This window comes from Caballeronia sp. ATUFL_F2_KS9A (assembly GCF_023630765.1).
Lineage (GTDB): Bacteria > Pseudomonadota > Gammaproteobacteria > Burkholderiales > Burkholderiaceae > Caballeronia > Caballeronia zhejiangensis.
Window position 1 is genome coordinate 98,630 of the sequence record NZ_JALQEK010000027.1, and the last position, 21,427, is coordinate 120,056.

Below are 21,427 nucleotides of genomic sequence, written 5' to 3' on the forward strand. Positions count from 1 at the left end.
GGCCTTATCTGGATGCTTCGATCATGAAGAAACTTCTCGTCGCAATACTTTCCGGCGTGACCGCGCTGACGCTCGCCGCGTGCGCGGTGCAGCCCGCCACGCACGCCGATCTTCCCGCGACGGTCAACGCGACCGCGCCCACGGACTGGAGCGTCGATGTGCCGAGACAGGCCGTCGATCCCGCTGCATGGTGGAATCAGTTCAACGATCCGGTGATGCATGAACTCGTCGCGTCGGTGCTGAACGATAACCTCGATGTTCAAGCCGCCGTCGAGCGCGTGAAGCAGGCGCAAGCGCTCACGACGCAACGCCGCGCGGCCTTGCTCCCGCAACTGGATGCGAGCGCGGGCGGCGCGTACACGCGGCAGAACACGCCGCCGCCGCTCGGCTATGTGAAGCAGGCGGGCTTCGGCCTCGCGCTGAGCTGGACGCCGGACGTGTTCGGCGGCGAGCGGCTGGAACTGCTGGCATCGCAGGCGCAGCTCGTCGGCCGCGAACACGCCGCGGATCAGATCAGGCTCGCGCTCGCCGCGGATACGGCCGCTGCGTATGTCGACCTTCGCTGGGCGCAGGCGGAATCGAAGATCCTGCAAGACAATCTGCAGATTCGCGAACGCGCGTTGAAACTCACGCAACGACGCCTGCAATACGGTCTGTCGACTCAGCTCGATGTCGCGCGTGCGCAGAATCAGTTGAGCGACCTGCAATCGCGCATCCCGCGCACGCAATCGACGATCCAGCATCAGCTGAGTCTGATCGCGGTGTATTCGGGCCGCACGCCGGAATCCATCGACAGGCTGATGCTCGCGGATGCGGGCGACGCGCCCGTGATTCCCGTTCCCGCCAGCGGCGCGCCGCAGATGTTGCCGTCCGATGCCTTGTTGCGCCGCCCCGATGTGCTCGTCGCGTATGCGACCGTTCAGCAGCGCGCGGCGGAAGTGGGCGTCGCGCGTGCCGAGCGTTATCCGAAGTTCTCGCTGCGCTTGTCGGATGGCTTGCTCGCCTCATCGTATCTCGGCTTGCCGACGCTGACCGATAACCTCTTTTCCGCCGCGCTCAACGCGACGAGCCCGATCTTCAACGCCGGACGCATCACGGCGCAGGTCGAGCAGAACGAGAGCCGGATGCGCGAGTCGGAACTGCATCTGCGTCAGACGATGCTCGAAGCGCTGAAGGATGTCGAGGATACGCGCAGCGATCTCGTCAGCACGACCGAATCGACCGCGCGTCTCACCGAAGCGCTCTCGGCATCCGGTCAATCGCTCACGCTGTCGACGCAGTTGTACAAGGGCGGCGCGGCCAGCTTTCTCGATGTGCTCGACGCGCAACAATCGTATCTGCGCGATGCCGATGCGCTGAATCAATCGAAGCGCGAACACGCGCTTGCCGCGGTGGCGCTTTATCGCTCGCTCGGCGGCGGTTGGAGCGCGGCCGGCGACGACGATGCGATCAAGACCGCCAGCGATAAAACGGAGACGCCGAAATGAGTTTGATCGAAGAAACCGCCGCCGGCCTCGACGGTCTCGCGCAATTGCGCAGGTTGATCGCAAGCGGGCGCAAGCCGGGCATTCTGGTATCGCTGGATTTCGATTTCATCGAAGTGGAAGCGGGCAGGGCAGTGTTCGCGGGCGTCCCCGGCGATCACGCGTATAACCCGATCGGCACCGTGCACGGCGGCTATGCGGCGACGCTGCTCGATTCCGCGTGCGGCTGCTCGGTGCATTCATGCCTGACCGCGACGCAGGCGTACACGACGCTCGAACTGAAGGTCGCGTATCACAAGGCGCTCACGCGCGACTCGGGCGTGTTGCGCGCGGAAGGACGCGTGCTGTCGATCGGACGGCGCGCCGCGTTCGCCGAAGCGACGCTCAAGGACGCGAGCGGCAGATTGTTCGCATCGGCGACATCTACGTTGCTTGTCATGGAGCGATAAAAAGCCCGGCTTTCCATCGCAGGAAGCCGGGCCGCGAGCAACCGCAAAAGCCGCTTATTTCACGCTTTCCAGCGCCTTTCGCACCGTCGCGAAGATCTGATCGATCTGATCGTCTTCGATGATGAGCGGCGGTGAGAACGCGAGGATATCGCCGGTGTAGCGCACGAGCACGCCCGCCTCGAAGCACTTGACGAACACTTCATACGCGCGCGCGCCGGGTGCGCCTTCGCGCGGATCGAGCTCGATGCCCGCGACGAGGCCAAGATTGCGAATGTCCTTCACGAACGGCGCATCGCGCAGCGCGTGTGCGGCGCTTTCGAACTTCGCGGCCTTCGATGCCGCGCGCTCGAACAGCTTGTCGCGCTGATACAGATCGAGCGTCGCGATGGCCGCTGCGGTCGCGACCGGGTGCGCCGAATAGGTGTAGCCATGGAACAGTTCGATGGCGTTGGCCGCGCCCGCGTTGACGACCGTGTCGTGCACGTTGCGATGCGCGGCGACGGCGCCCATCGGAATGGTCGCGTTGTTGATGGCCTTGGCCATCGTGATGAGGTCGGGCGTTACGCCGAAGTATTCGCTGGCCGTCGCTTTACCCAAGCGTCCGAAGCCGGTGATGACTTCGTCGAAGATCAGAAGAATGCCGTACTTCGTGCAGATATCGCGCAGCTTTTGCAGATAGCCTTGCGGCGGCACGAGCACGCCTGTCGAACCGGCGAGCGGCTCGACGATCACGGCGGCGATCGTCGACGGATCGTGCAGCGCGACGATGCGCTCGAGGTCATCGGCGAGATGATCGCCCCACGCGGGCTGGCCCTTCGTGAATGCGTTGTGCGCGAGATCGTGCGTATGCGGCAGATGATCGACCGACGGCAGCAGCGCGCCCGAGAACGTCTTGCGATTCGGCGCGATGCCGCCGACCGAAATGCCGCCGAAGCCGACGCCGTGATAGCCGCGCTCACGGCCGATCAGACGCGTGCGCTGGCCTTCGCCGCGCGCGCGGTGATACGCCAGCGCGATCTTGAGCGCCGTATCGACCGACTCGGAGCCCGAGTTCGTGAAGAAGATGCGGTCGAGGCCTTCGGGCATCAGGCTCGCGACTTTGGAAGCCGCTTCGAATGCGAGCGGATGGCCCATCTGGAAGGTCGGCGCGAAATCGAGCGTCGAAAGTGCCTTTTGCACCGCATCGACGATCTCGTCGCGGCAATGGCCTGCGTTCACGCACCACAGTCCGGCCGTGCCGTCGAGCACTTCGCGGCCATCGGTCGAGCGGTAGTACATGCCCTTGGCGCTGTCGAGCATGCGCGGCGCGGCCTTGAACTGGCGATTGGCGGTGAACGGCATCCAGAACGACGAGAGGTCTTCGATCACGGGGCGAGCGGTCATCACGGGGTCTCCTGAAGAAGTACGGCCACTGTATTCCCCGGCAAAATTGCAAGGCATAGACAGTTGCTTCACTGCGCTGCCAACTGTGCTGGCAGAATGCTGCAAACTGTATTGGCCGGCGGACTTTCTCCGCGTTATTCTCGACGCCATGATCGAACTCAAGCTGGAGCGCGGCGCGCGGCAGGCGCCGACGCTCGTCGAACAAATCGTGCGCGCGTTCTCCTCGGCGATCGAGGAGCAGACGTTGCGCGAGGGCGCGCTTCTGCCATCGGTGCGGCGTCTTGCCGAAGCCGAAAGTCTCAGCACATTCACGGTGACGGAAGCGTATGGCAGGCTCGTGTCGATGGGCCTCGTCACGGCGCGGCGCGGATCGGGTTATCGCGTGGCAATACGCGGACGCAGCGAGCGCGTGCGCGCCATCGAATGGCAGCCGCCGAGCCTCACCGCAACGTGGCTTTTGTCGGACGTATTCGCCGATCATTCCGTGCCGATCAAATCGGGCTGCGGCTGGCTGCCGAACGAATGGGTCAACGAGAGCGGTCTGCAGCACGCGTTGCGCGCGGTGAGCCGCGTACCGGCGGCGCGCATCGCGGATTACGGGCATCCGTACGGCTTCGCGCCGCTGCGCGAGCGGATCGCGGAGCAGATGGACCGCCACGGCTTGCCGATCGACGCCGCATCGAACGTGCTGCTGACCGCGGGCGCGACGCAGGCGCTCGATCTCATCGTGCGCACGCTGCTGCGTCCGGGCGATGCGGTCGTCGTCGAAGATCCGGGCTACTGCAATCTGCTGCAGATTCTGCGGCTCGCGGGTTTGCAGGTGCATGGCGTGCCACGCACGGCGGCCGGTGTCGATACCGATGTGTTCGAGCGCATCGTCGTCGAGCATCGACCGAAAGCGGTCTTTCTCAACACGACCTTGCAGAATCCGACGGGCGCGACCTTCGGCATGGCGTCGGCGTTTCGGCTGATGCAGATTGCGGAGCGGCACGGCCTGTGGGTCGTCGAGGACGATGTGAACCGCGAGCTCGCCGCGCCCGGCGCGCCGTTGCTCGCCGCCATGGAAGGGCTCAGCCGCGTGCTCTACGTCGGCGGTTTCGCGAAGACGATCACGCCCGCGTTGCGCTGCGGTTATGTCATCGCCGAGCGCGACGTATTGCGCGAACTGGCGCGCACGAAGATGGCGGTCGGGCTGACGTCATCGGAGGCGACGGAGCGCATCGTCGAGAAAGTGCTGACGGAAGGGCGCTACGCGCGGCATGTCGAATTCGTCGTGGAAAAGCTCAAGGATGCGCATGCGCTCGTCGAAGAACGCATGGATGCGCTGGGCGTCGAATTGTTCCGGCGTCCGCGCGCGGGGCTTTTCCTGTGGGGCGCGTTGCCGATCGATCCGGCGGATGGAAGCGACGTCGCGACACGCGCATTGCAGCACGGCATATGGCTCGCGCCCGGCTCTTATTTCCGTCCGGACGATGCTCAAAGCGCATGTTTTCGATTCAACGTCCCTTATTCCGTGGACGATGCGCTTTGGACATTTCTGGAAAGAACGATAAAAGGCTTTTAAAACGGACACTACAAAGTGAAATCATCGTGTCCGTTAATCGGATATTTATTGCGCCACTTGCGAAGAAGCGGAAGCCGAAACTTGCCCGCGTTGAATCTGCGCGGTGCGTTCCGTATTGCCGAAATCGCCGCGTCCTTGTGCGGCTTCTTCCGCAGCGAAGGTCTGCGCGCTGACGCCATGCTGCGAAGCCGGCGCACCGACATCGGGACGATAATGCGGCGCCGGTCCATAACCGCTTGCAAATGCCGAGCCGGCGAAAAGAGAAGTCAATGCAATAGCAAAGCCCACTACGAGTCGCTTGTTCACGAGGACGCTCCAACGAAGATATGAGGAGATGCGGTTGTCTGAAGCGACAACTGCAATCGGAGAAGCGAATCGTTGCTACGAAACGCCCCCGACATGTGAACGCAGTGTAGAAGGACTGAGCCTTTTTTTAATCGCACGAAAAGCCAATTGAGTTTTCGTCGATCTCAAACAATGGGATGACGTCAGGGTTTCATACGGAAGCATCGCCCGTTGTCGTGGATGGCGATGTTTCGGCACCGCCTTGTTCCGGCAATGCGGCTTTTGCCGCGCGTTTGCGGGGCGCGCTGCGCTTCACCGCCGGTTTCACTGCCGGTTTCGCCGCGACGGATTTCCTTGCTGCCGGCGCCGCTGCTTTCTTCTTCGCAGCAGTTTTTTTCGCCGCCGCTTTCCTCGCTACAGCCTTCGGTTTGACCGCGTTCTCCGCACTTTCCGCATCGATCAGAAACTTGCTGCGATCCTTCACGTTCGCGATCCACGCGGGCGGGCGCGCCCAGCCGCTCCACGTTTCACCCGTCTTCGGATTGCGATACTTCGCGGGCAGCTTGCCCTTCTTCGCGAGCTTGGTCATCGCTTCGTGACGGCCGGCGGGCGCGGGGTACGCGACCTGCGGCTTGCCCGCGCGTTTGGCCTTCTTGCCGTGACGGTCGATATCCGCGGTCGTGAGGCCGTGCCTTTCCATCAGCGCGCGAATATCGTCGAGTACGGCTTGCGCGCGTTTCGCGATCAGCTTCTCGGTCTGCGCCTGGAGCTTCTTCAACTTCGCCTGCATCTGCTTGAGCGTCGCCATCGTTGTCTCCTTGTTGTCGGTTATGTATGTGAGTCTAGGCGAGAGCGAAGCAAGCGGGATAACCTCGCCGCCCGCGCACGAAGTTATCCGCATTGGATGGATCGTTCGCGGGCAACGTATTCCAAATCACTCGCCGTAGATATCGAAGTCGAAGTACTTCTGTTCGATGCGCTTATACGTGCCATCCTTGATCATCGCGGCGATGGCGCCGTCGAGCTTATCCTTCAGGTCCGTATCTTCCTTGCGCAGGCCGATTGCCGTGCCCGGACCGAAGATCGCACTGTCTTCCAGCGCGCCGCCCGCGAAACCGTAGGGCTTGCCGCGCGGCGTCTCGAGAAAGCCGCGTTCGGCTTGCACCGCGTTTTGCAGGGACGCATCGAGCCGTCCGGCGAGCAGATCCTGATAAACCTGATCCTGATCCGCATAAGACACGACCTTCACGCCTTTCGCGCCCCAATGCACCTTCGCATACGTTTCCTGCATCGAGCCTTGCTCGACGCCGACAGCTTTTCCCGCGAGCGATTCCGCCGTCGGCCGGATGTTCGCATCGCGTTTGGCGACGAGGCGCGTGGGCACGTGAAAGAGCTTGCTGGAGAACGCGATCTGCTTGACGCGCGCGGGCGTCATCGACATCGTGGAGAGCACGCCGTCGAACTTGCGCGATTTGAGGCCGGGAATCATGCCGTCGAATGCATTTTCGACCCATACGCATTTCGCGCTGAGACGCCGGCATAGTTCATTGCCGACATCGATATCGAAGCCGACCAGCGTGCCGTCGGGCGCTTTCGATTCGAAAGGCGGATAACTCGCATCGACGCCGAAGCGGATAGTCGACCACTCTTTTGCATGCGCTCCGATCGATACGGCAAGCATCGAACCCAACAACACCGTTACCAGCCTCTTCACGATAGTCCCTTCTTTCTATGAGTATTCGAATGGTTGGCGAATTAGACCGCCGTTGAAGATTATAGAGGCGTGCGCGCAGTGCAAAAGAAAAAGCGGCCGCGAAAAATCACGGCCGCTCGAGACAAAACTGATAACTTTTCCGATGCTTAACCCGCGCGTACTTCGACGCGGCGCGGACGCGCTTGCTCGCGACGCGGAATCGTGAGTCTCAGCACGCCATTGCTGAGATTCGCGTCGATCTTCGTCGTGTCGAAGTCTTCGCTCACCGTGAAGGCGCGTACGAAACGCGGCGCGCGCAGTTCGGCATGATGCACGCGCACCGTGCCCGGCACAGGCAATGCTGCTTCGGCTTCGATGGTGAGGCGCGCATCGTGCACCTTCACGTCGAGCTTCTCGCGCGAGACGCCGGGCAGATCGGCCCACAGCGTGATGCCATTGCTATCCTCGACGATATCGACCGCGGGTGTGACCGTTGCGCGGCGTGCATTGTCTTCGTTCTTGCGCGCAGCGTCGTTCGTGTTTTGCGCGGCGACTTGAGTGTTCTCGGTCATGATGTGCTTCCTCTTACTGAATGGTGATCGCACGCGGCTTCGATGCTTCGCGCTTGCCGATGGTGATGGACAACGTGCCGTTCTCATAGCGCGCTTCGACCTTGTCCGCGTCCGCGTTTTGCGGCAGTTCGATCACGCGGCGGAAGCTGCCGGTGAAGCGCTCTTTCGCATACGTGCGCGCGCCTTCCACCGTTGCCTGCGCCTTGCGTTCGCCGCTAATGGTGAGCGTGCCTTTATCGACGGTCACATCGAGCGATGCAGGCTCGACGCCCGGCGCGAACGCGACGATATGAATCGCATCGTCCGTGCTGCCGATGTTCAGACGCGGGAAAGCATCCGCGCGGCTCGAACGCATGCTCGAAGGAAGATTGCCGAAGAGCGAGGACATCTGCCGCTGCATGCGGTCCAGTTCAGAGAAAACGTCGCCGCTGAAATAAAAGTCACTCATGGTCCAGTCTCCGATAGTGCGGCCAGCGCGGCCTGCAACAGGAAGTTGAATCGACGACGCGGTTATCGCCGTCAGTGCATCGAAAGTAGGTGCGAAGGCTATCGTTTCAATACCGCCGCGCTATGTTTCAAGCGCAATTTTTTTTCTCCGGGCGGCTCTTGAAAGAAGCCGAAGCGCGCTTACATCCGTCCGAATGCGCTTCTTGCAGGTCGTTCTGCTACCGTCGAATACAGCGCAACTGCTGCTGTTTTTCATCTCATGGAGCCGGCATCATCATCGCGTGAAAGATCGATACGGATTCAGGCGAAGGAGCCGCTCATGGAACTCTTGAAGATGTTGCGCATCGTGCTTTGGAGCTTTTTCGGCGTGCGCAAGCGCGCTTCGCACAACGCAGACTTCGCGCAGGTCAGGTTGCCGCTATTGCCGGTCATCGCCGTGATGCTCGCGGGCGCATTCGGCCTGACGCTGCTGACGGTGGCGAAGCTCGCCACGGGCATCGCGCACTGAACGCACGAGCGCGCCGTCCCGCTCTTACAATGGCGATCGGATGATTGCCACGAGCGAGGACGGGAACGATGAAAGTATGCGTTTATGGCGCGGGCGCCATCGGCGGATGGATCGGCGTGAAGCTCGCGCAGGCGGGCTGCGATGTCAGCGTGGTCGCGCGCGGCGCGACGCTCGATGCGCTGAAGACGGAAGGGTTGCGGCTCGTCGAAAAGGACGCCACGCATGTCGTGAAGGTCGCGGCGAGCGCCGAACCCGCTGATCTCGGCGTGCAGGATCTCGTCGTGGTTGCAGTGAAGGCGCCCGCGATGGAATCCGTCGCCGCGCATATCGCGCCGCTGCTGTCGAATCAAACCCCCGTGCTGACCGCGATGAACGGCGTGCCCTGGTGGTTCTGCGACGGCCTTGGCGAACCGTTCACCGGCAAACGTCTTTCGTCCGTCGATCCGCAAGGCAAGATCGCCGCGGCGATTCCGGGCACGCAGACGGTCGGTTGCGTCGTGCACGCGAGTTGCTTCGTAGAAGCGCCGGGCGTCATCCGGCATCATCAGGGCAAGGGGCTGATTCTGGGCGAGGCGACGGGCGCACCGACCGCACGCACCGAATCGCTCGTTTCGCTCTTCTCGAAGGCGGGCTTCGACGCCACGCTCTCCGCGCAGATTCAACGCGACGTCTGGTTCAAGCTATGGGGCAACATGACGATGAACCCCATCAGCGCGATCACCGGCGCGACCACCGACCGCATTCTCAGCGACGATCTCGTGCGCGGCTTCGTCACGAACGTGATGCTCGAAGCGAAGGAAATCGGCGCGCGCTTCGGCATTCCCATCGAACAAAAGCCCGAGGATCGCCACGCCGTGACGCTCAAGCTCGGCGCGATGAAAACGTCGATGTTGCAGGACGTTCAGGCGGGCAAGGCGGTCGAGCTCGATGCGCTCGTCGCGTCCGTGCGCGAGTTGGGCGCGATGACCGGCGTGCCGACGCCGTTCACCGATGCGCTTCTCGGGCTCGCACGCCTGCATGCGCGCACGCTCAGGCTCTATCCGGCCTAAGCCGGCTCACCGCGCCACTCTGTCCGGCGAAGGCAGCACCTTCGCGCACACCCGACATCTTCAGAGGAACCCCATGGAGCAACAGGATCAGCGGGAAACCGCGAGCGAGCTCGTCGCAATGCGCGACATGCTGCGCGAGTTCGTCCGCGAGCGGGACTGGAGCCGCTTTCATTCGCCGAAGAATCTGGCTGCGGCGTTGTCGGTGGAAGCGAGCGAGTTGCTCGAACCGTTCACGTGGCTCGCCACCGGCGACAGAACCGAACTCGACGAATCGAAGCTGCAAGCCATTCGCCACGAAATGGCGGACGTGCTCGCCTATCTCGTGATGCTCGCCGACTCCCTCGACGTCGATCTGCATCGCGCGCTGATCGAGAAGATGGCGCTGAACCGGTCGAAATATCCGGCGCACAAAGTGAAGGGCGACGCGCGCAAGTACACGGAGTACGACGACTGACACCCGGACGAACGTCACTGGCGCACGATGCGCCCGCGCGGTTAAGCTTGGCGTTCAGCCCGTTCCCTTAGAGGATTGTCGATGGACTTTTCGCTTTCTCCGGAGTTGACCGATCTGCAGGCGCGCGTGCGCGCTTTCATCGCTGAAGAGATCGTGCCGTTCGAGCGCGATCCGCGTTGCACGCCGCATGGCCCGAACGAAGCGCTGCGCGCCGAGTTGATCGCGAAAGGGCGCGCGGCGAAGCTGTTGTCGAGCCACGTATCGCCCGAATTCGGCGGCCTGGGCCTGAATCACGTCGCGAAAGCCATTCTGTTCGAGGAGGCGGGCTATTCGCCGCTCGGTCCGGTCGCGCTGAACATCGCCGCGCCCGACGAAGGGAACATGCATCTGCTCGAAGCCATCGCTACGCCGCAGCAAAAGGAGCGCTGGCTGCGTCCGCTCGCGGCGGGCGAGATTCGCTCGTGTTTCTGCATGACCGAGCCGCCGCCGGGTGCGGGCGCCGATCCGGCGATGCTGCAGACCATCGCCGTGCAGGACGGCGACGACTACGTGATCGACGGACGCAAATGGTTCATCACGGGCGCGGAAGGCGCGGCGGTCGCGATCATCATGGCGAAGTTCGCCGACGGTCCCGCGACGATGTTCCTCGCCGATATGTCGAGCCCCGGCATCGTGATCGAGCGCGCGATGGATTCGCTCGATACGTGCTTTCCCGGCGGCCACGGCGTCGTGCGCTTCGAGGGCCTGCGCGTGCCGAAGGAAAACGTATTGGGCGAGCCGGGCGAAGGATTTCGCTACGCGCAGGTGCGGCTATCGCCGGCGCGTCTCACGCACTGCATGCGCTGGCTCGGCGCCGCGCGGCGCGCGCACGATGTCGCGACGGCGCATGCGCGGCAGCGTCAGGCGTTCGGCAAGGCATTGGGCGAGCACGAAGGCGTCGGCTTCATGCTCGCCGATAACGAAATGGATCTGCACGTCACGCGTCTCGCCATCAGGCATTGCGCGTGGGTGCTCGATCAGGGCGTGCTCGGCAAGCACGAATCGAGCATCGCGAAAGTGGTGTCGTCGGAGGCGCTGTGGCGGGTCGTCGACCGCTCGGTGCAGGTGCTCGGCGGGCAGGGCGTCACGCACGAAACCGTCGTCGCGCGGATTTTCGCGGATATGCGCGCGTTCCGTATCTACGACGGTCCGTCGGAAGTGCATCGATGGAGCATCGCGCGGCGCATCCTGCGCGGGCCGAAGCCGCGCGGCGAATCGGCCTGACGAATGCGCGCTTACTGCACGCGGGTTTCGCCGCGAGCCTGCCGTTGCGCGATGATGCGGCTCGCGCGCATCGCGTTGTCCGGGTAGTCCAGCCAGTCGTTCGGATCGTAGCCGACCGAGCGCCACAGCAGAAATTCCTGCCGGACCTGGTCGCGCGTTTTCGGCGCGTTCGGATCGGTGGTTTGCGCCGGCGGTTGCGCGAGCGCGGACGCGGCGCAGCACAAAGCGAGCGCGCCGAGGATGATGCGGGAAATGGATGTCATGACGAATACCTCACACCGCGTAGCACGGCGATTTCATTCTAGGTGACGGAACGAAAACGCGCAGAACACGTTGTTCGCGTTCGGCGCGTCGCGTTTCATATGTCGTGTGCTGACGAACCGCCCTATACTCGATTTCTTCGGGCGGGGCGTTCCGGCGATTCATAGAACCATAGCCTGAGCCAACGAATACACGACAAACAGGCCCAGTCATGAGCACGTCGAGCGTTGCCATCAGCAGCAGTTTTCCGGAGATGGACGAACTGAAAGCGATTCGCATCGCGGGCGGCGCGCGCTTCGCGTGGCACACGATCGGCGAAGTGCGCGCACGCGGGCATATGTTTCCGATCCTGACCGCGGCGATCGGCTCGGACGATCCGCAAGCGCCCGCCATCGGCTTTTTCGGCGGCGTGCATGGGCTCGAATGCATCGGCACGCAACTCGTCCTCGAATACATGCGCGCGCTGTTGCGACGGCTCGAATGGGACGACACGCTGCATCATCAACTGCGCGCGGTGCGGCTCATCTTCATGCCGATCGTCAATCCCGGCGGCATGTTCGCGCGCACCCGCGCGAATCCGAATGGCGTCGATCTGATGCGCAACGCGCCGCAAAGCGCCGAAGGACGCGTGCCGTTTCTCGCGGGCGGACAGCGCATCGGGCCGTGGCTGCCGTGGTATCGCGGCCCGGCCGATGGCCGCATGGAAGTGGAGAGCGCGGCGCTGCTTTCCGTTGTCGAGGAACAGTTGATGTCGCGGCCGTTGAGCTTCGCGCTCGATTGTCATTCGGGCTTCGGCTGGGACGACAGCATCTGGTTTCCCTACGCGCGCACCGAGCGGCAAATCGCGCATCTGCCGGAAATGTTTCTGCTGAAGACGATGTTCGAGGAGTCGTATCCGCATCATGGCTACGCGTTCGAGCCGCAGAGTCATCAATACCTGCTGCACGGCGATCTGTGGGATTTCGCGTATGACCGCTCGCGCGCACCCAACATCTTCCTTCCGATGACGCTCGAACTCGGCTCGTGGCGCTGGATTCGAAAGAATCCGATGCAGCTTTTCTCGCGCCTCGGCATCTTCAATCCGATCAAGGCGCACCGGACGAGGCGCGTGCTGCGGCGTCATCCGAACTTCTTCGATTTCCTCACGCGCGCGGCGTTCTCGTCGCGTCGCTGGCTGCCGAGCGGCGAATTCCGCGAGGACGTGCTGCGGCGCGCGCGCGAGCACTGGCAACGCACGGCCCTGCGATGAGCCAGTGGATCCTTCTGCGCGGCCTCACGCGTGAAGCGCGTCACTGGGGCGCGTTCGATGCGGCGCTCGCCGCGCATGGGCTCGCAGGCGCGGGCGAGCGCGCGATATGCATCGATCTGCCGGGCAATGGCGTCGAACGCGCGCATGGGGCGCCGCTTTCCGTCGTCAGGATGATGGCGTTCGTTCGCGAGCGCGCCGCCGCGCTGAACATACGCATGCCGTGCCGCGTGCTTGCGATGTCGCTCGGCGCGATGGTCGCCACTGCGTGGGCCGAACATCATCCCGACGAGATCGAGCGGCTCGTGCTGATCAACACCAGCATGCGCCCGTTCGCGGGCGTGTCCGAACGCCTGCGTCCCAATGCGTGGCCGATGCTCGCGCGAATCGCGATGACGTGGACGCTGCCCGAGCGATGCGAAACGCTCATCCACGCGCTGACGTGCAATCGTATCGACACGCGTGACGCGGATATCGCGCACTGGGCGCATCTTCGGCGCACGCGTGGCGCGAGCGCGGCGAACGCGCTGCGTCAACTCGCGGCGGCGGCGCGCTTTCGCGCGCGCGTCGATGCACCGCCATGTCCCGTATTGCTGCTATCGTCGGCGGCGGACCGGCTCGTCGATCCGATATGCTCGCTGCGCATCGCGGCGCAATGGCGTGCCTCGCACGCGGTGCATCCGTGGGCGGGCCACGATCTGCCTCACGACGATGCCAACTGGACGTGCGCAGCCATCGCCGCGTGGCTCGACGAGCGCAAGCGCACGCGTGACGTTTCCGTGACGAGTGCATGACACCCATTTGTTTCAAGGTCAATATGAAACCGCCCATCATCAATCTCGATGCGCTCGAACCGCAACCGCTGCCGCCGGAATTCGCGCCGACGGGCGCCGCCGCCGAACGTTACGCGCCGCGCATCGCGCGTATCGGCGGCATGCTCGGCGCGAGGAAGCTCGGCTATAGCCTCATCGTGCTCGAAGCGGGCAAGCGCGCGTTTCCGTTTCATCATCATCGCGTGAACGAGGAGATGTTCTTCGTGGTGGAAGGCGAGGGCGAAGTCCGCATCGGCCAGGAGACGCATGCGATTCGCGCGGGCGACGTCATCGCCTGCCCGCCGGGCGATGCATCGACGGCGCATCAGATCGTCAACACGGGCGCGCAACCGTTGCGCTACCTTGCGGTCAGCACGATGCAATCGCCCGAAGTGGTCGAGTATCCGGATACGGGCCGCCAGGCCGTGCTTGTCGCCGACGAGCCGGGCGTGAAGGGCTTGCGCGCCGTGTTTCGCGCAAGCGATTCGCTGCACTACTGGGACGGCGAATAGAAATGCAGCAGGCGGATGGCGAACACCGTCGTCGCCGCCTTCCATGCTTCATCCATGTAACCGTCACGAATTTCCTGTTAGCTCATGTAACGGACGTGCGTTTCGCGCGACGCATAGGGGAAATCTCGTGTTGCAACGCAGCATCCCATTGCGTATGCTGTTCCTGGCAGGTGGCACAGGCCGCCGCCGCACGCATTCGAGCATCGACACGAACAATCAAACGCCGGCAAGCACAGAGCGTTTCATCGGGCGGGCCGGTAAGCATTACGGTCGTCAGCCTGAGGGAGCCGCACATATGGAACTGACCACATCGTCGCAACCGACGCTGCACGTCTTTCATCAGGAAGGAGGGTGGCATTGGGGCATCACCGTCGAGCGAGCGGCGGGAGGCGGAATGAAGGTCGTCGCGTATAGCGACGAAGGCTTCGGATCCGAGGAAGAGGCACGCGAGGACGGCGAACACGTCCTGCGCTCGGAAGACTGGCGCTCGCGCCAGAGTTTCAGCCGCAGCGAGCGGCGTCAAGGGTATTCCTGATCGGGGCGGCACACGCTCGCCCCGTTATCGTCCCACCGTTCTTTTTTCCCCTCGTTGCACCCACGCCTCGCTGCATCTTTCGCCTGCACCGGAAACGCGCGACACTGAACGCATCCGCATTCCGACAAGGCGCGTCCCATGCCGTCCGTTCCCTGTCCCTCGCACGCGACACCCGACGATCCCCGTTTCGCAATACGCCGCATGACGCCGCGCGCTGTCGACATCGCGCTCGAATGGGCCGCGACCGAAGGATGGAATCCCGGTCTCGACGACGCCCGCTCGTTCTTCGCCGCCGATCCGCACGGATTTTTCGTCGGCACGTGGGACGGCGCGCCGGTCGGCTGCATCTCGGCGGTCGCATACGGCGATGCGTTCGGTTTCATCGGCCTCTATATCGTGGTTCCGGAATGGCGCGGCAAGGGCTTCGGCATGCGCTTGTGGAACGAAGGCATGGCGTATCTCGGCGCGCGCACTATCGGGCTCGACGGCGTGCTCGCGCAGCAGCCCAACTATCGGAAATCCGGCTTCGTGCTGGCGTATCGCAACGTGCGCTATGAAGGCATCGCATCGGCGGATGAAGATCCTGCCGATGGAGCCACGATCACCGATGCGCTGAACATCCCCTTCGCGCGGCTTCTCGATTACGACACCCGCGTGTTCGCGTGCGAGCGCACCGCGTTCCTGCGAGCGTGGCTGTCGCAACCGCAGGCGCACGCGCGCGCACTCGCCGCGCTCGATGGCGACGCGGTGAGCGGCCTCGCCCTGATCCGGCGTTGCGGCGCGGGCCACAAGATCGGTCCGCTCTTCGCCGACGATCTGAGCACGGCGCGCGCGCTGTATCGTGGGCTCGTTTCCGTGCTGCCCGGCGAGACCGTGTTCCTCGACGTGCCCGAGATCAATCCTGCGGCGGTGGCGCTCGCGGTCGAACACGACATGACGAGCGTCTTCGAAACGGCGCGCATGTACACGCGTGCGGCCCCGGACGTGCCGCTCGCGCGTGTCTTCGGTGTAACGACCTTCGAGCTCGGCTGAGAACGCCAAAGACCGGTCAGGCCGGCGGCGTGCCGTCGTGGAAGAAGGTCTTCAGTTGCGAGCGCAGTTCGGGCGAATCCGTGTGCTGATGGACGGCGACGGCATGCTGCACGGCCGCTTCCATCAACTCGTCCTCGCTGTCGGCGGACAGGACGACGCTGCATTTCACGTCGCTCGGGCACTCGCGACAATCGATGTACTTGCGTGTCATGGCATCCTCCTCGCATGAGACGCTGAATCCAGTATAGGCGGCGCGCCGCGTCACGGTGACGAGGTTTGCGCGCGCGCGCACACTCCGGTAACGTGTGACGTCTGTGCCACGCGCGAGCCCGCTCATGAGCCACGATCATCCGCACCATCACGACCACGATCACGATCACGCCGGCAGTGAATTGCCCGAGATGGACCTGCGCGTGCGCGCGCTCGAATCGCTGCTGGTCGAAAAAGGGTATATCGATCCGCGAGCGCTAGACGTCTTCATCGAAACCTACGAGCACAAGGTCGGGCCGCGCAATGGCGCGCGCGTCGTCGCGAAGGCGTGGAGCGATCCCGCGTTTCGCACATGGCTTTTGGACGATGCCACCGCCGCCATCGCCTCGCTCGGTTTCACCGGCCGGCAAGGCGAGCACATGGTCGCGCTCGAGAACACGGAGGACGTACATAACATGGTCGTCTGCACGCTGTGCTCGTGCTACCCGTGGTCGGTGCTCGGGCTGCCGCCGGTCTGGTACAAGTCGGCGCCGTATCGCTCGCGTGCGGTGATCGATCCGCGCGGCGTGCTGCGGGATTTCGGCGTCGAATTGCCGGAACAGGTCGAGTTGCGCGTATGGGATTCCACCGCCGAAGTGCGCTATCTCGTCGTGCCGATGCGTCCCGCCGACACCGATCATCTCGACGAAGACGCGCTCGCCGATCTCGTCACACGCGATTCGATGATCGGCACGGGCGTCGCGCTCGCGCCGTCGCAGGCAACGGGAGCATCGGCATGAACGCGGCGCACGACATGGGCGGCATGCAGGCGTTCGGCCCCATCGAAATCGATGCCTGCGACGCGCCGGGCGCATCGCCGTTTCACGCGGAATGGGAGCGCCGCGTGCTGGCCGTCACGCTCGCGATGGGCGCGACGGGCCAATGGAACATCGACACGTCCCGGGCCGCGCGCGAAAGCCTGCCGCCCGCGCAGTATCTCGGCAGCAGCTATTACGAAATCTGGTTCGAAGGCTTGAAGAAACTCTTGACGGCGAAGGGACTCGCGAGCGCCGATGAGATCGCGAGCGGCCGTTCGCAATCCGCCGCGAAGCCGAACGTGCGCGTGCTGAAAGCGGAGGACGTGAGCGCCGCGCTGTTGCGCGGTGCGCCGGTCGATCGTCCGGCTACGTCGGCGGCGCGCTTTTCCATCGGTGATGAAGTCCGCACGAAACTGATGAATCCGCCGACGCACACGCGTCTGCCGCGCTATTGCCGCGGCAAGCTCGGGCGCGTCGTCGCGGTGCGCGGCACGCACGTCTTTCCCGATGAAAACGCGCTCGGTCACGGCGAGCATCCGCAATGGCTCTACACCGTGCGTTTCGAGGCGAAAGACTTGTGGGGCGCGGACACGACCGCGTCGTCGGTGTGTGTCGATTGCTGGGAGCCGTATCTCGAATGACCTCGACCGACGCTGAATCGAAGCTGAAAGAACTGCGCGCCGCGTTGCCCGAACTGCCTTTCGACGGCGACGGTCCGGTGTTTCGCGCGCCGTGGGAAGCGCAGGCGTTCGCGATGACGCTCGCGTTGCACGAGCGCGGCGTGTTCTCCTGGAAGGAGTGGGCGCACGCGTTGAGCATCGCGATCGAGGACGCGCAGGCGGCGGGCGATCCCGATCACGGCGACACGTATTACGCGCATTGGCTCAGCGCGCTCGAACGCCTCACTGCCGAAAAGGGATGCGTGAGCGACGCGATGCTTGCGCAGCGGCGCGACGAATGGGACGAGGCCGCGCGCGCCACGCCGCATGGCCAGCCGATCGTGCTTACGCGCGCATCGCCCGCCGCGACGCTCGATGCGTATCGCGCGGCGATCTATCGGATCGAAGCGCAGCCGGACATCGACATGAAGATCGGCGTCGGGAATCGCGATGTCGTTGCCTTGCTCGAAAAGCATGGCGTCGCAAGCGCGGTGTTCGTCACGGCGTTCAATCCGTTCGGTCATGTGCTCACGCCGCAAGAAAATGCGCTGCGCCAGCGGGCGCTGATCGAACGCGTCGGACAGATGGGATTGCAGGCGCTGCCGGGCGCGGGCGTCGATCCGCAGCATGTCTGGGTGGCCGAAGCGAGCCTCTTCGCGCTCGGCGCGACCCGCGACACCGCCGATACGCTGATGACGCAATTCGCGCAGAACGCCGTCGTGTATGTCGACCGCGCGGGCGTGCCGGAATTGCTGCTGCATCCGGATCATCGCTGAAACTAACCAACAGGAGAAACCCATGCCGCTCGTTCGCATCGATCTGCAGAAAGGCAAGGACAGCGCGTATCGCACGACTATCGGCGATGTCGTGTACGACGCGATGCGCTCGACACTCGACGTGCCCGAGAACGATCGGTTTCAGATCGTCGCGGAGCACGGCGCGACGGACTTCATCGTCGATCGCACGTATCTCGGCATCAGCCGCACGGACGATTGCGTCGTGATCCAGGTCACGCTCAACGAAGGCCGCGACCTCGCGAAAAAGAGCGCGTTCTACAAGGCGGTCGCCGATGGCTTGCACGAACGTCTCAAGCTGCGGCGCGAGGATGTTTTCATCAGCCTCGTCGAAGTGAAGAAGGAGAACTGGTCCTTCGGCAACGGCGAGGCGCAGTACGCTCCCAAATGACCGAAGCAACGATTCCCTTCAATGTCCGCCCGATGCCGCTTCCCGATCACGCGCCCGGCGACGTGCGCGTGTGGCTGCTTCATATCGATTTTTCGATGCCGCTCGACAGCGCCGCCTACGCCGTGATGAACGCGGATGAACGCGCGCGCGCCGCGCGTTTTCTGCGTCACGCGGATGGCGCGCGTTTCGGCGCGGTGCGTTGCGCGCTGCGGCATCTGCTCGCGGCCGAAACGGGCGACGATCCCGCGCGTCTCGCGTTCGATGCCGTCGATCGCGGCAGGCCGTTTCTCGTTCGCCGGAACGCGCCGGATTTCAACGTGTCGCATTCGGGCGGCTATGGCTTGATCGCGATGTCGCGAGAAAGGCGCGTGGGCGCCGATATCGAGGAAGCGCGCGCGACGTTCGATTGGCGCGATCTCGCGCCCGCGGTGCTCGGGGATATCGACCGGCGCGAAATCGAAGCCTTGCCCGACGATGCCGCCCGAAACCGCGCGTTCTTCGACTGCTGGACGGCGAAAGAGGCGGTGCTGAAGGCGCACGGCGATGGCATCGGCAGCACGGATGTCGCGATGCACGGCTTTTCAGTTCTTCCGCGCAGGGACGTTCGCTATGCGGTGACGCGCGGCGCGGGCGCGTTCGACGCTATTTCGCTCACCGCGCCCGACGGATACGCTGCCGCGCTAGCCTGGTCCTATTGATGCGCCGCAGCGACGCTCACGCCACTTTCGTGCGGAGCAAGTCGCGATGCGTGAGATAAAGCCGCAAGTCGAATTCGATCTGATGGTAGCCGGGCTGCATCAACTCGCACAGGCGATAGAAGGCCTTGTTGTGATCGCTTTCCTTCAGATGCGCGAGTTCATGCACGACGATCATCCGAAGAAACTCGGGCGCGGTGTCCCTGAAAAGCGACGCAATGCGGATTTCCTTCTTCGCCTTGAGCTTCGCGCCCTGCACGCGCGAGATGGCGGTGTGCAGGCCGAGCGCGTGACGCAGCACGTCGAGCTTGCTGTCGTAGAAGACTTTGTCGATTGCAGGCGCGACGCGCAGAAATTCCTGCTTCAGATCTGAGCAATATTCATAGAGCGCGCGATCGGACTGAACGGCGTGCCTGTTCGGATAGCGCGCGTCGAGATACGAACCCAGTTGTTGCTGGGCGATCAGTCGGCGAACCTTGTCCTGCAGCACGTTCGGGTAGGCGCTCAGGTATTTCAGGTGTTGCATGACGGCCAAATTCGATAAAAATGCCTGCGTGCGCAGGCGGGCGTGGGACGCATCGGGCAGCGTCCGCAGCGTGATTTGCGCAGCGATTCAGCAATCATTTTAGTCAACGCCGCGCGGCCTCGCCGACGCCGTTCGCACAAGCGTGTTTCGACGCACGCAATTGCGTAAGTTTATGTTTCAGGCCGGTTTCGACCCCAGCGACCGTGCGAACATGCGCCCTCTTCGGGCAAGGGCGACAAAGGCGGTTTCTTCATGGCATCGAGCAAGGCTCATCATGCGACGGGATGGGCGGCAGGCATCATCGCGGCGGCGATCGTGACGCATCCGGCCACGGCGGGCGGCGCGAACATGCTCGCGGGCGTTTTCGCGCTGCTCGCGGGCGTCGCCGGGGCGACCGCGCCGGACTGGCTCGAAGTCGCGTGGTGGACGCGCGCGCGCAAGCTCTGGATCACGCATCGCACGCTCACGCACTGGGGCATCGGCTGGGTTGCGCTGCTCGCGCTTTCGTATCACTTTCTCGGCCGGCATCCGGCGGCGCCCGTCGCGTTCGGCTTCGCGTGCGGCGGGCTCATGCATCTCTTCGCGGACTGGCCGAACCCGCTCGGCGTGCCTTGGATCGCCGCGCGCCATTCGCTCAATCTATGGACGAGCGGCCATTGCGATCTGATCATCGTCGCGGCTGCGTGGGCTGCAGCGCTTTTCGTCGTCGACGATGTCTGGTTTCATCATGTCTATGGCCGCATGCTGCTGAACGCACTACATATCTAGCACGACATTGCGAGGAGTCACGTTCTCATGCAACCGAATCCCATGCGCAATCGCTTCGCTTTCTTCCTTGCCGCCTTTCTCGCGATGCTCGCGCTCGGCGGCTGCGCGGGCTTCTTCAATCGCGACGCGATGCGCGTGAGCGTCGCGGGCATCGAGCCGCTCGAAGGGCAAGGGCTGGAGATGCGTTTCGCCGTGAAGCTGCGCATTCAGAACCCGAACGACGCGCCGATCGACTTCGATGGCGTCGCGCTCGATCTCGATCTCAACGGCCGCGCATTCGCGAGCGGCGTCAGCGATCAGCGCGGAACGGTGCCGCGTTTCGGCGAAACGGTGCTGTCCGTGCCGGTGACGGTATCGGCATTCTCGATGGCGCGCCAGGCGTTCGGCTTCGCGAGCGGCGACACCGTCAGCAAGGTGTCGTATGCGGTGCGCGGCAAACTCGCGGGCGGCGCGTTCGGCGGCGCGCGCTTCGCCGACAGCGGTTACGTCGATCTGCCGGGCATGGGCGCGCCCGGCTACTAGGGCGCGGACGGCTCCCACGGATCGTAAGGCACGACGCGATCCGCCTCGTTGGCGTCGTTGCGGGCGATCACGGCGCGCGCTGCTTGCGTCGCGCTCAGATTGACCGGCTGATGCGGCACGCCCGGCGGAATGAATACGAAGTCGCCCGGCTCGTTGATGACCGATTCCGCCAGTCCCGGCCCATAGCGCGTCTCGATGCGTCCTTCGAGTATGTAGATGCCGGTCTCGTAGCCAACGTGGATGTGCGGCTCGCCGCGTCCGCCCGGCGGCACGACGACGATATGCATCGCGAGTCCGCGCGTGCCCGCCGTCTTCGCCGACAGCCCGACGAAATACGGCAGATGCTGAACCGTCGCGGGTTGCTCTTTCGGACGCACCGTGACGACCGTCTGCTGCGCTGTCTCTTCAGTGAAATCCTGCATGGCGATGCCTCCGTGAGCCGCTCTTCAGCTATCGACAATAGTCGAAAGCCGATGTCGCGCAAAGGTCATGCGATGCGGCTAACGTAGCCGGAAT

Annotated in this window: 29 protein-coding genes; 19 read left to right on the top strand and 10 right to left on the bottom strand. The window is 63.9% G+C overall.

The features are described from left to right. Positions 1-23: 23 nt before the first annotated feature. Entirely contained in the window at positions 24-1,487 is a 1,464-nt protein-coding gene (locus NCS67_RS15325) for an efflux transporter outer membrane subunit (protein WP_250435616.1), read from the top strand. Beyond that, positions 1,484-1,933: a PaaI family thioesterase gene (locus tag NCS67_RS15330; protein WP_008353692.1), complete on the top strand. Its 450-nt coding sequence runs from the start codon at positions 1,484-1,486 to the stop codon at positions 1,931-1,933. The genes NCS67_RS15325 and NCS67_RS15330 overlap by 4 nt, the downstream gene beginning before the upstream one ends. A 54-nt stretch (positions 1,934-1,987) precedes the next feature. Here the strand turns inward: NCS67_RS15330 and aptA are convergent, their stop codons facing one another. After that, positions 1,988-3,316, bottom strand: a complete 1,329-nt coding sequence (aptA, locus tag NCS67_RS15335) for an omega-aminotransferase AptA (protein WP_250435617.1) — start codon at positions 3,314-3,316, stop codon at positions 1,988-1,990. 148 nt (positions 3,317-3,464) lie between these two features. Between aptA and NCS67_RS15340 the strand changes: the two genes are divergently transcribed. Next, positions 3,465-4,880: an aminotransferase-like domain-containing protein gene (locus tag NCS67_RS15340; protein WP_250435618.1), complete on the top strand. Its 1,416-nt coding sequence runs from the start codon at positions 3,465-3,467 to the stop codon at positions 4,878-4,880. A 45-nt stretch (positions 4,881-4,925) separates the two neighbouring features. On the opposite strand, the gene NCS67_RS15345 is transcribed toward NCS67_RS15340, so the two are convergent. The 5 genes from NCS67_RS15345 to NCS67_RS15365 form a co-directional block, all read right to left on the bottom strand. Continuing rightward, positions 4,926-5,186 carry a hypothetical protein gene (locus tag NCS67_RS15345; protein WP_250435619.1) on the bottom strand — a complete coding sequence of 87 codons (261 nt, stop codon included), beginning with the start codon at positions 5,184-5,186 and terminating at the stop codon, positions 4,926-4,928. Positions 5,187-5,376: 190 nt separating this feature from the next. Next, entirely contained in the window at positions 5,377-5,973 is a 597-nt protein-coding gene (locus NCS67_RS15350) for an H-NS histone family protein (protein WP_250435620.1), read from the bottom strand. 126 nt (positions 5,974-6,099) lie between these two features. Beyond that, on the bottom strand, positions 6,100-6,846 hold the full coding sequence (locus tag NCS67_RS15355; protein ID WP_284504101.1) for an ABC transporter substrate-binding protein: 747 nt from the start codon (positions 6,844-6,846) through the stop codon (positions 6,100-6,102). A 179-nt stretch (positions 6,847-7,025) separates the two neighbouring features. After that, on the bottom strand, positions 7,026-7,430 hold the full coding sequence (locus NCS67_RS15360; RefSeq protein ID WP_250435622.1) for an Hsp20/alpha crystallin family protein: 405 nt from the start codon (positions 7,428-7,430) through the stop codon (positions 7,026-7,028). Positions 7,431-7,443: 13 nt separating this feature from the next. Next, positions 7,444-7,878: an Hsp20/alpha crystallin family protein gene (locus NCS67_RS15365; RefSeq protein WP_008353683.1), complete on the bottom strand. Its 435-nt coding sequence runs from the start codon at positions 7,876-7,878 to the stop codon at positions 7,444-7,446. Positions 7,879-8,196: 318 nt separating this feature from the next. Here NCS67_RS15365 and NCS67_RS15370 point away from each other — a divergent pair, with 318 nt between their 5' ends. From NCS67_RS15370 to NCS67_RS15385, 4 genes are all read left to right on the top strand, one after another. Then, positions 8,197-8,385, top strand: a complete 189-nt coding sequence (locus NCS67_RS15370) for a DUF2970 domain-containing protein (protein WP_008353682.1) — start codon at positions 8,197-8,199, stop codon at positions 8,383-8,385. Positions 8,386-8,453: 68 nt separating this feature from the next. Further along, positions 8,454-9,434: a 2-dehydropantoate 2-reductase gene (locus NCS67_RS15375; RefSeq protein ID WP_250435623.1), complete on the top strand. Its 981-nt coding sequence runs from the start codon at positions 8,454-8,456 to the stop codon at positions 9,432-9,434. Between the two features lie 73 nt (positions 9,435-9,507). Further along, a complete protein-coding gene (locus NCS67_RS15380) occupies positions 9,508-9,888 on the top strand; it encodes a nucleotide pyrophosphohydrolase (RefSeq protein ID WP_008353680.1) in 381 nt (126 codons plus the stop codon). Positions 9,889-9,969: 81 nt separating this feature from the next. Continuing rightward, positions 9,970-11,151, top strand: coding sequence for an acyl-CoA dehydrogenase family protein (locus NCS67_RS15385; protein ID WP_250435624.1), 1,182 nt, complete (start codon positions 9,970-9,972; stop codon positions 11,149-11,151). Positions 11,152-11,162: 11 nt separating this feature from the next. On the opposite strand, the gene NCS67_RS15390 is transcribed toward NCS67_RS15385, so the two are convergent. Beyond that, positions 11,163-11,414, bottom strand: coding sequence for a DUF4148 domain-containing protein (locus NCS67_RS15390; RefSeq protein WP_033537146.1), 252 nt, complete (start codon positions 11,412-11,414; stop codon positions 11,163-11,165). A gap of 209 nt (positions 11,415-11,623) precedes the next feature. Between NCS67_RS15390 and NCS67_RS15395 the strand changes: the two genes are divergently transcribed. From NCS67_RS15395 to NCS67_RS15415, 5 genes are all read left to right on the top strand, one after another. After that, positions 11,624-12,661 carry a M14 family zinc carboxypeptidase gene (locus tag NCS67_RS15395; protein WP_250435625.1) on the top strand — a complete coding sequence of 346 codons (1,038 nt, stop codon included), beginning with the start codon at positions 11,624-11,626 and terminating at the stop codon, positions 12,659-12,661. Then, positions 12,658-13,452 (top strand): alpha/beta fold hydrolase, encoded by a 795-nt coding sequence (locus NCS67_RS15400; RefSeq protein WP_250435627.1) that lies wholly within the window; start codon positions 12,658-12,660, stop codon positions 13,450-13,452. The genes NCS67_RS15395 and NCS67_RS15400 overlap by 4 nt, the downstream gene beginning before the upstream one ends. A 23-nt stretch (positions 13,453-13,475) precedes the next feature. Continuing rightward, positions 13,476-13,982 (top strand): cupin domain-containing protein, encoded by a 507-nt coding sequence (locus tag NCS67_RS15405; RefSeq protein ID WP_033537144.1) that lies wholly within the window; start codon positions 13,476-13,478, stop codon positions 13,980-13,982. Between the two features lie 295 nt (positions 13,983-14,277). Beyond that, a complete protein-coding gene (locus tag NCS67_RS15410) occupies positions 14,278-14,517 on the top strand; it encodes a hypothetical protein (protein ID WP_008353671.1) in 240 nt (79 codons plus the stop codon). Between the two features lie 138 nt (positions 14,518-14,655). After that, entirely contained in the window at positions 14,656-15,549 is an 894-nt protein-coding gene (locus NCS67_RS15415) for a GNAT family N-acetyltransferase (RefSeq protein ID WP_502801858.1), read from the top strand. A gap of 16 nt (positions 15,550-15,565) precedes the next feature. Here NCS67_RS15415 and NCS67_RS15420 read toward each other — a convergent pair whose 3' ends face one another. After that, positions 15,566-15,760, bottom strand: a complete 195-nt coding sequence (locus NCS67_RS15420) for a DUF1059 domain-containing protein (RefSeq protein ID WP_008353669.1) — start codon at positions 15,758-15,760, stop codon at positions 15,566-15,568. A 124-nt stretch (positions 15,761-15,884) separates the two neighbouring features. Between NCS67_RS15420 and nthA the strand changes: the two genes are divergently transcribed. The 5 genes from nthA to NCS67_RS15445 are packed head-to-tail and all read left to right on the top strand — an operon-like array spanning position 15,885 to position 19,098. Then, positions 15,885-16,538: a nitrile hydratase subunit alpha gene (nthA, locus tag NCS67_RS15425; RefSeq protein ID WP_250435629.1), complete on the top strand. Its 654-nt coding sequence runs from the start codon at positions 15,885-15,887 to the stop codon at positions 16,536-16,538. Next, positions 16,535-17,197 (top strand): nitrile hydratase subunit beta, encoded by a 663-nt coding sequence (gene nthB, locus NCS67_RS15430; RefSeq protein WP_175979185.1) that lies wholly within the window; start codon positions 16,535-16,537, stop codon positions 17,195-17,197. The genes nthA and nthB overlap by 4 nt, the downstream gene beginning before the upstream one ends. Then, positions 17,194-17,991, top strand: a complete 798-nt coding sequence (locus tag NCS67_RS15435; protein ID WP_250435630.1) for a nitrile hydratase accessory protein — start codon at positions 17,194-17,196, stop codon at positions 17,989-17,991. The genes nthB and NCS67_RS15435 overlap by 4 nt, the downstream gene beginning before the upstream one ends. 22 nt (positions 17,992-18,013) lie before the next feature. Then, a complete protein-coding gene (locus NCS67_RS15440) occupies positions 18,014-18,400 on the top strand; it encodes a tautomerase family protein (protein ID WP_008353665.1) in 387 nt (128 codons plus the stop codon). Next, entirely contained in the window at positions 18,397-19,098 is a 702-nt protein-coding gene (locus NCS67_RS15445) for a 4'-phosphopantetheinyl transferase family protein (protein WP_250435631.1), read from the top strand. The genes NCS67_RS15440 and NCS67_RS15445 overlap by 4 nt, the downstream gene beginning before the upstream one ends. A 16-nt stretch (positions 19,099-19,114) precedes the next feature. Here the strand turns inward: NCS67_RS15445 and NCS67_RS15450 are convergent, their stop codons facing one another. Continuing rightward, entirely contained in the window at positions 19,115-19,621 is a 507-nt protein-coding gene (locus tag NCS67_RS15450) for a M48 metallopeptidase family protein (RefSeq protein ID WP_008353662.1), read from the bottom strand. Positions 19,622-19,873: 252 nt separating this feature from the next. Here NCS67_RS15450 and NCS67_RS15455 point away from each other — a divergent pair, with 252 nt between their 5' ends. Both NCS67_RS15455 and NCS67_RS15460 read left to right on the top strand, forming a co-directional pair. Continuing rightward, positions 19,874-20,389 (top strand): metal-dependent hydrolase, encoded by a 516-nt coding sequence (locus tag NCS67_RS15455; RefSeq protein WP_008353661.1) that lies wholly within the window; start codon positions 19,874-19,876, stop codon positions 20,387-20,389. Between the two features lie 27 nt (positions 20,390-20,416). Beyond that, complete coding sequence (locus NCS67_RS15460; RefSeq protein WP_175979188.1) at positions 20,417-20,911, top strand: LEA/WHy family protein; 495 nt, start codon at positions 20,417-20,419, stop codon at positions 20,909-20,911. On the opposite strand, the gene NCS67_RS15465 is transcribed toward NCS67_RS15460, so the two are convergent. After that, on the bottom strand, positions 20,908-21,333 hold the full coding sequence (locus tag NCS67_RS15465; protein ID WP_250435632.1) for a cupin domain-containing protein: 426 nt from the start codon (positions 21,331-21,333) through the stop codon (positions 20,908-20,910). The two genes, NCS67_RS15460 and NCS67_RS15465, sit on opposite strands and share 4 nt — an antisense overlap. Between the last annotated feature and the right edge of the window lie 94 nt (positions 21,334-21,427).

Excerpts from the sequence above, each read along its gene's own strand:
- NCS67_RS15460 (WP_175979188.1), top strand. The coding sequence starts at position 20,417 with ATGCAACCGAATCCCATGCGCAATCGCTTCGCTTTCTTCCTTGCCGCC.
- NCS67_RS15350 (WP_250435620.1), bottom strand. The coding sequence starts at position 5,973 with ATGGCGACGCTCAAGCAGATGCAGGCGAAGTTGAAGAAGCTCCAGGCG.
- NCS67_RS15330 (WP_008353692.1), top strand. The coding sequence starts at position 1,484 with ATGAGTTTGATCGAAGAAACCGCCGCCGGCCTCGACGGTCTCGCGCAA.
- nthA (WP_250435629.1), top strand. The coding sequence starts at position 15,885 with ATGAGCCACGATCATCCGCACCATCACGACCACGATCACGATCACGCC.
- NCS67_RS15405 (WP_033537144.1), top strand. The coding sequence starts at position 13,476 with ATGAAACCGCCCATCATCAATCTCGATGCGCTCGAACCGCAACCGCTG.
- aptA (WP_250435617.1), bottom strand. The coding sequence starts at position 3,316 with ATGACCGCTCGCCCCGTGATCGAAGACCTCTCGTCGTTCTGGATGCCG.
- NCS67_RS15410 (WP_008353671.1), top strand. The coding sequence starts at position 14,278 with ATGGAACTGACCACATCGTCGCAACCGACGCTGCACGTCTTTCATCAG.
- NCS67_RS15420 (WP_008353669.1), bottom strand. The coding sequence starts at position 15,760 with ATGACACGCAAGTACATCGATTGTCGCGAGTGCCCGAGCGACGTGAAA.
- NCS67_RS15370 (WP_008353682.1), top strand. The coding sequence starts at position 8,197 with ATGGAACTCTTGAAGATGTTGCGCATCGTGCTTTGGAGCTTTTTCGGC.
- NCS67_RS15455 (WP_008353661.1), top strand. The coding sequence starts at position 19,874 with ATGGCATCGAGCAAGGCTCATCATGCGACGGGATGGGCGGCAGGCATC.
- nthB (WP_175979185.1), top strand. The coding sequence starts at position 16,535 with ATGAACGCGGCGCACGACATGGGCGGCATGCAGGCGTTCGGCCCCATC.
- NCS67_RS15415 (WP_502801858.1), top strand. The coding sequence starts at position 14,656 with ATGCCGTCCGTTCCCTGTCCCTCGCACGCGACACCCGACGATCCCCGT.
- NCS67_RS15380 (WP_008353680.1), top strand. The coding sequence starts at position 9,508 with ATGGAGCAACAGGATCAGCGGGAAACCGCGAGCGAGCTCGTCGCAATG.
- NCS67_RS15355 (WP_284504101.1), bottom strand. The coding sequence starts at position 6,846 with ATGCTTGCCGTATCGATCGGAGCGCATGCAAAAGAGTGGTCGACTATC.
- NCS67_RS15450 (WP_008353662.1), bottom strand. The coding sequence starts at position 19,621 with ATGCAACACCTGAAATACCTGAGCGCCTACCCGAACGTGCTGCAGGAC.
- NCS67_RS15395 (WP_250435625.1), top strand. The coding sequence starts at position 11,624 with ATGAGCACGTCGAGCGTTGCCATCAGCAGCAGTTTTCCGGAGATGGAC.
- NCS67_RS15465 (WP_250435632.1), bottom strand. The coding sequence starts at position 21,333 with ATGCAGGATTTCACTGAAGAGACAGCGCAGCAGACGGTCGTCACGGTG.
- NCS67_RS15400 (WP_250435627.1), top strand. The coding sequence starts at position 12,658 with ATGAGCCAGTGGATCCTTCTGCGCGGCCTCACGCGTGAAGCGCGTCAC.
- NCS67_RS15445 (WP_250435631.1), top strand. The coding sequence starts at position 18,397 with ATGACCGAAGCAACGATTCCCTTCAATGTCCGCCCGATGCCGCTTCCC.
- NCS67_RS15325 (WP_250435616.1), top strand. The coding sequence starts at position 24 with ATGAAGAAACTTCTCGTCGCAATACTTTCCGGCGTGACCGCGCTGACG.
- NCS67_RS15385 (WP_250435624.1), top strand. The coding sequence starts at position 9,970 with ATGGACTTTTCGCTTTCTCCGGAGTTGACCGATCTGCAGGCGCGCGTG.
- NCS67_RS15375 (WP_250435623.1), top strand. The coding sequence starts at position 8,454 with ATGAAAGTATGCGTTTATGGCGCGGGCGCCATCGGCGGATGGATCGGC.
- NCS67_RS15390 (WP_033537146.1), bottom strand. The coding sequence starts at position 11,414 with ATGACATCCATTTCCCGCATCATCCTCGGCGCGCTCGCTTTGTGCTGC.
- NCS67_RS15435 (WP_250435630.1), top strand. The coding sequence starts at position 17,194 with ATGACCTCGACCGACGCTGAATCGAAGCTGAAAGAACTGCGCGCCGCG.
- NCS67_RS15440 (WP_008353665.1), top strand. The coding sequence starts at position 18,014 with ATGCCGCTCGTTCGCATCGATCTGCAGAAAGGCAAGGACAGCGCGTAT.
- NCS67_RS15360 (WP_250435622.1), bottom strand. The coding sequence starts at position 7,430 with ATGACCGAGAACACTCAAGTCGCCGCGCAAAACACGAACGACGCTGCG.
- NCS67_RS15340 (WP_250435618.1), top strand. The coding sequence starts at position 3,465 with ATGATCGAACTCAAGCTGGAGCGCGGCGCGCGGCAGGCGCCGACGCTC.
- NCS67_RS15365 (WP_008353683.1), bottom strand. The coding sequence starts at position 7,878 with ATGAGTGACTTTTATTTCAGCGGCGACGTTTTCTCTGAACTGGACCGC.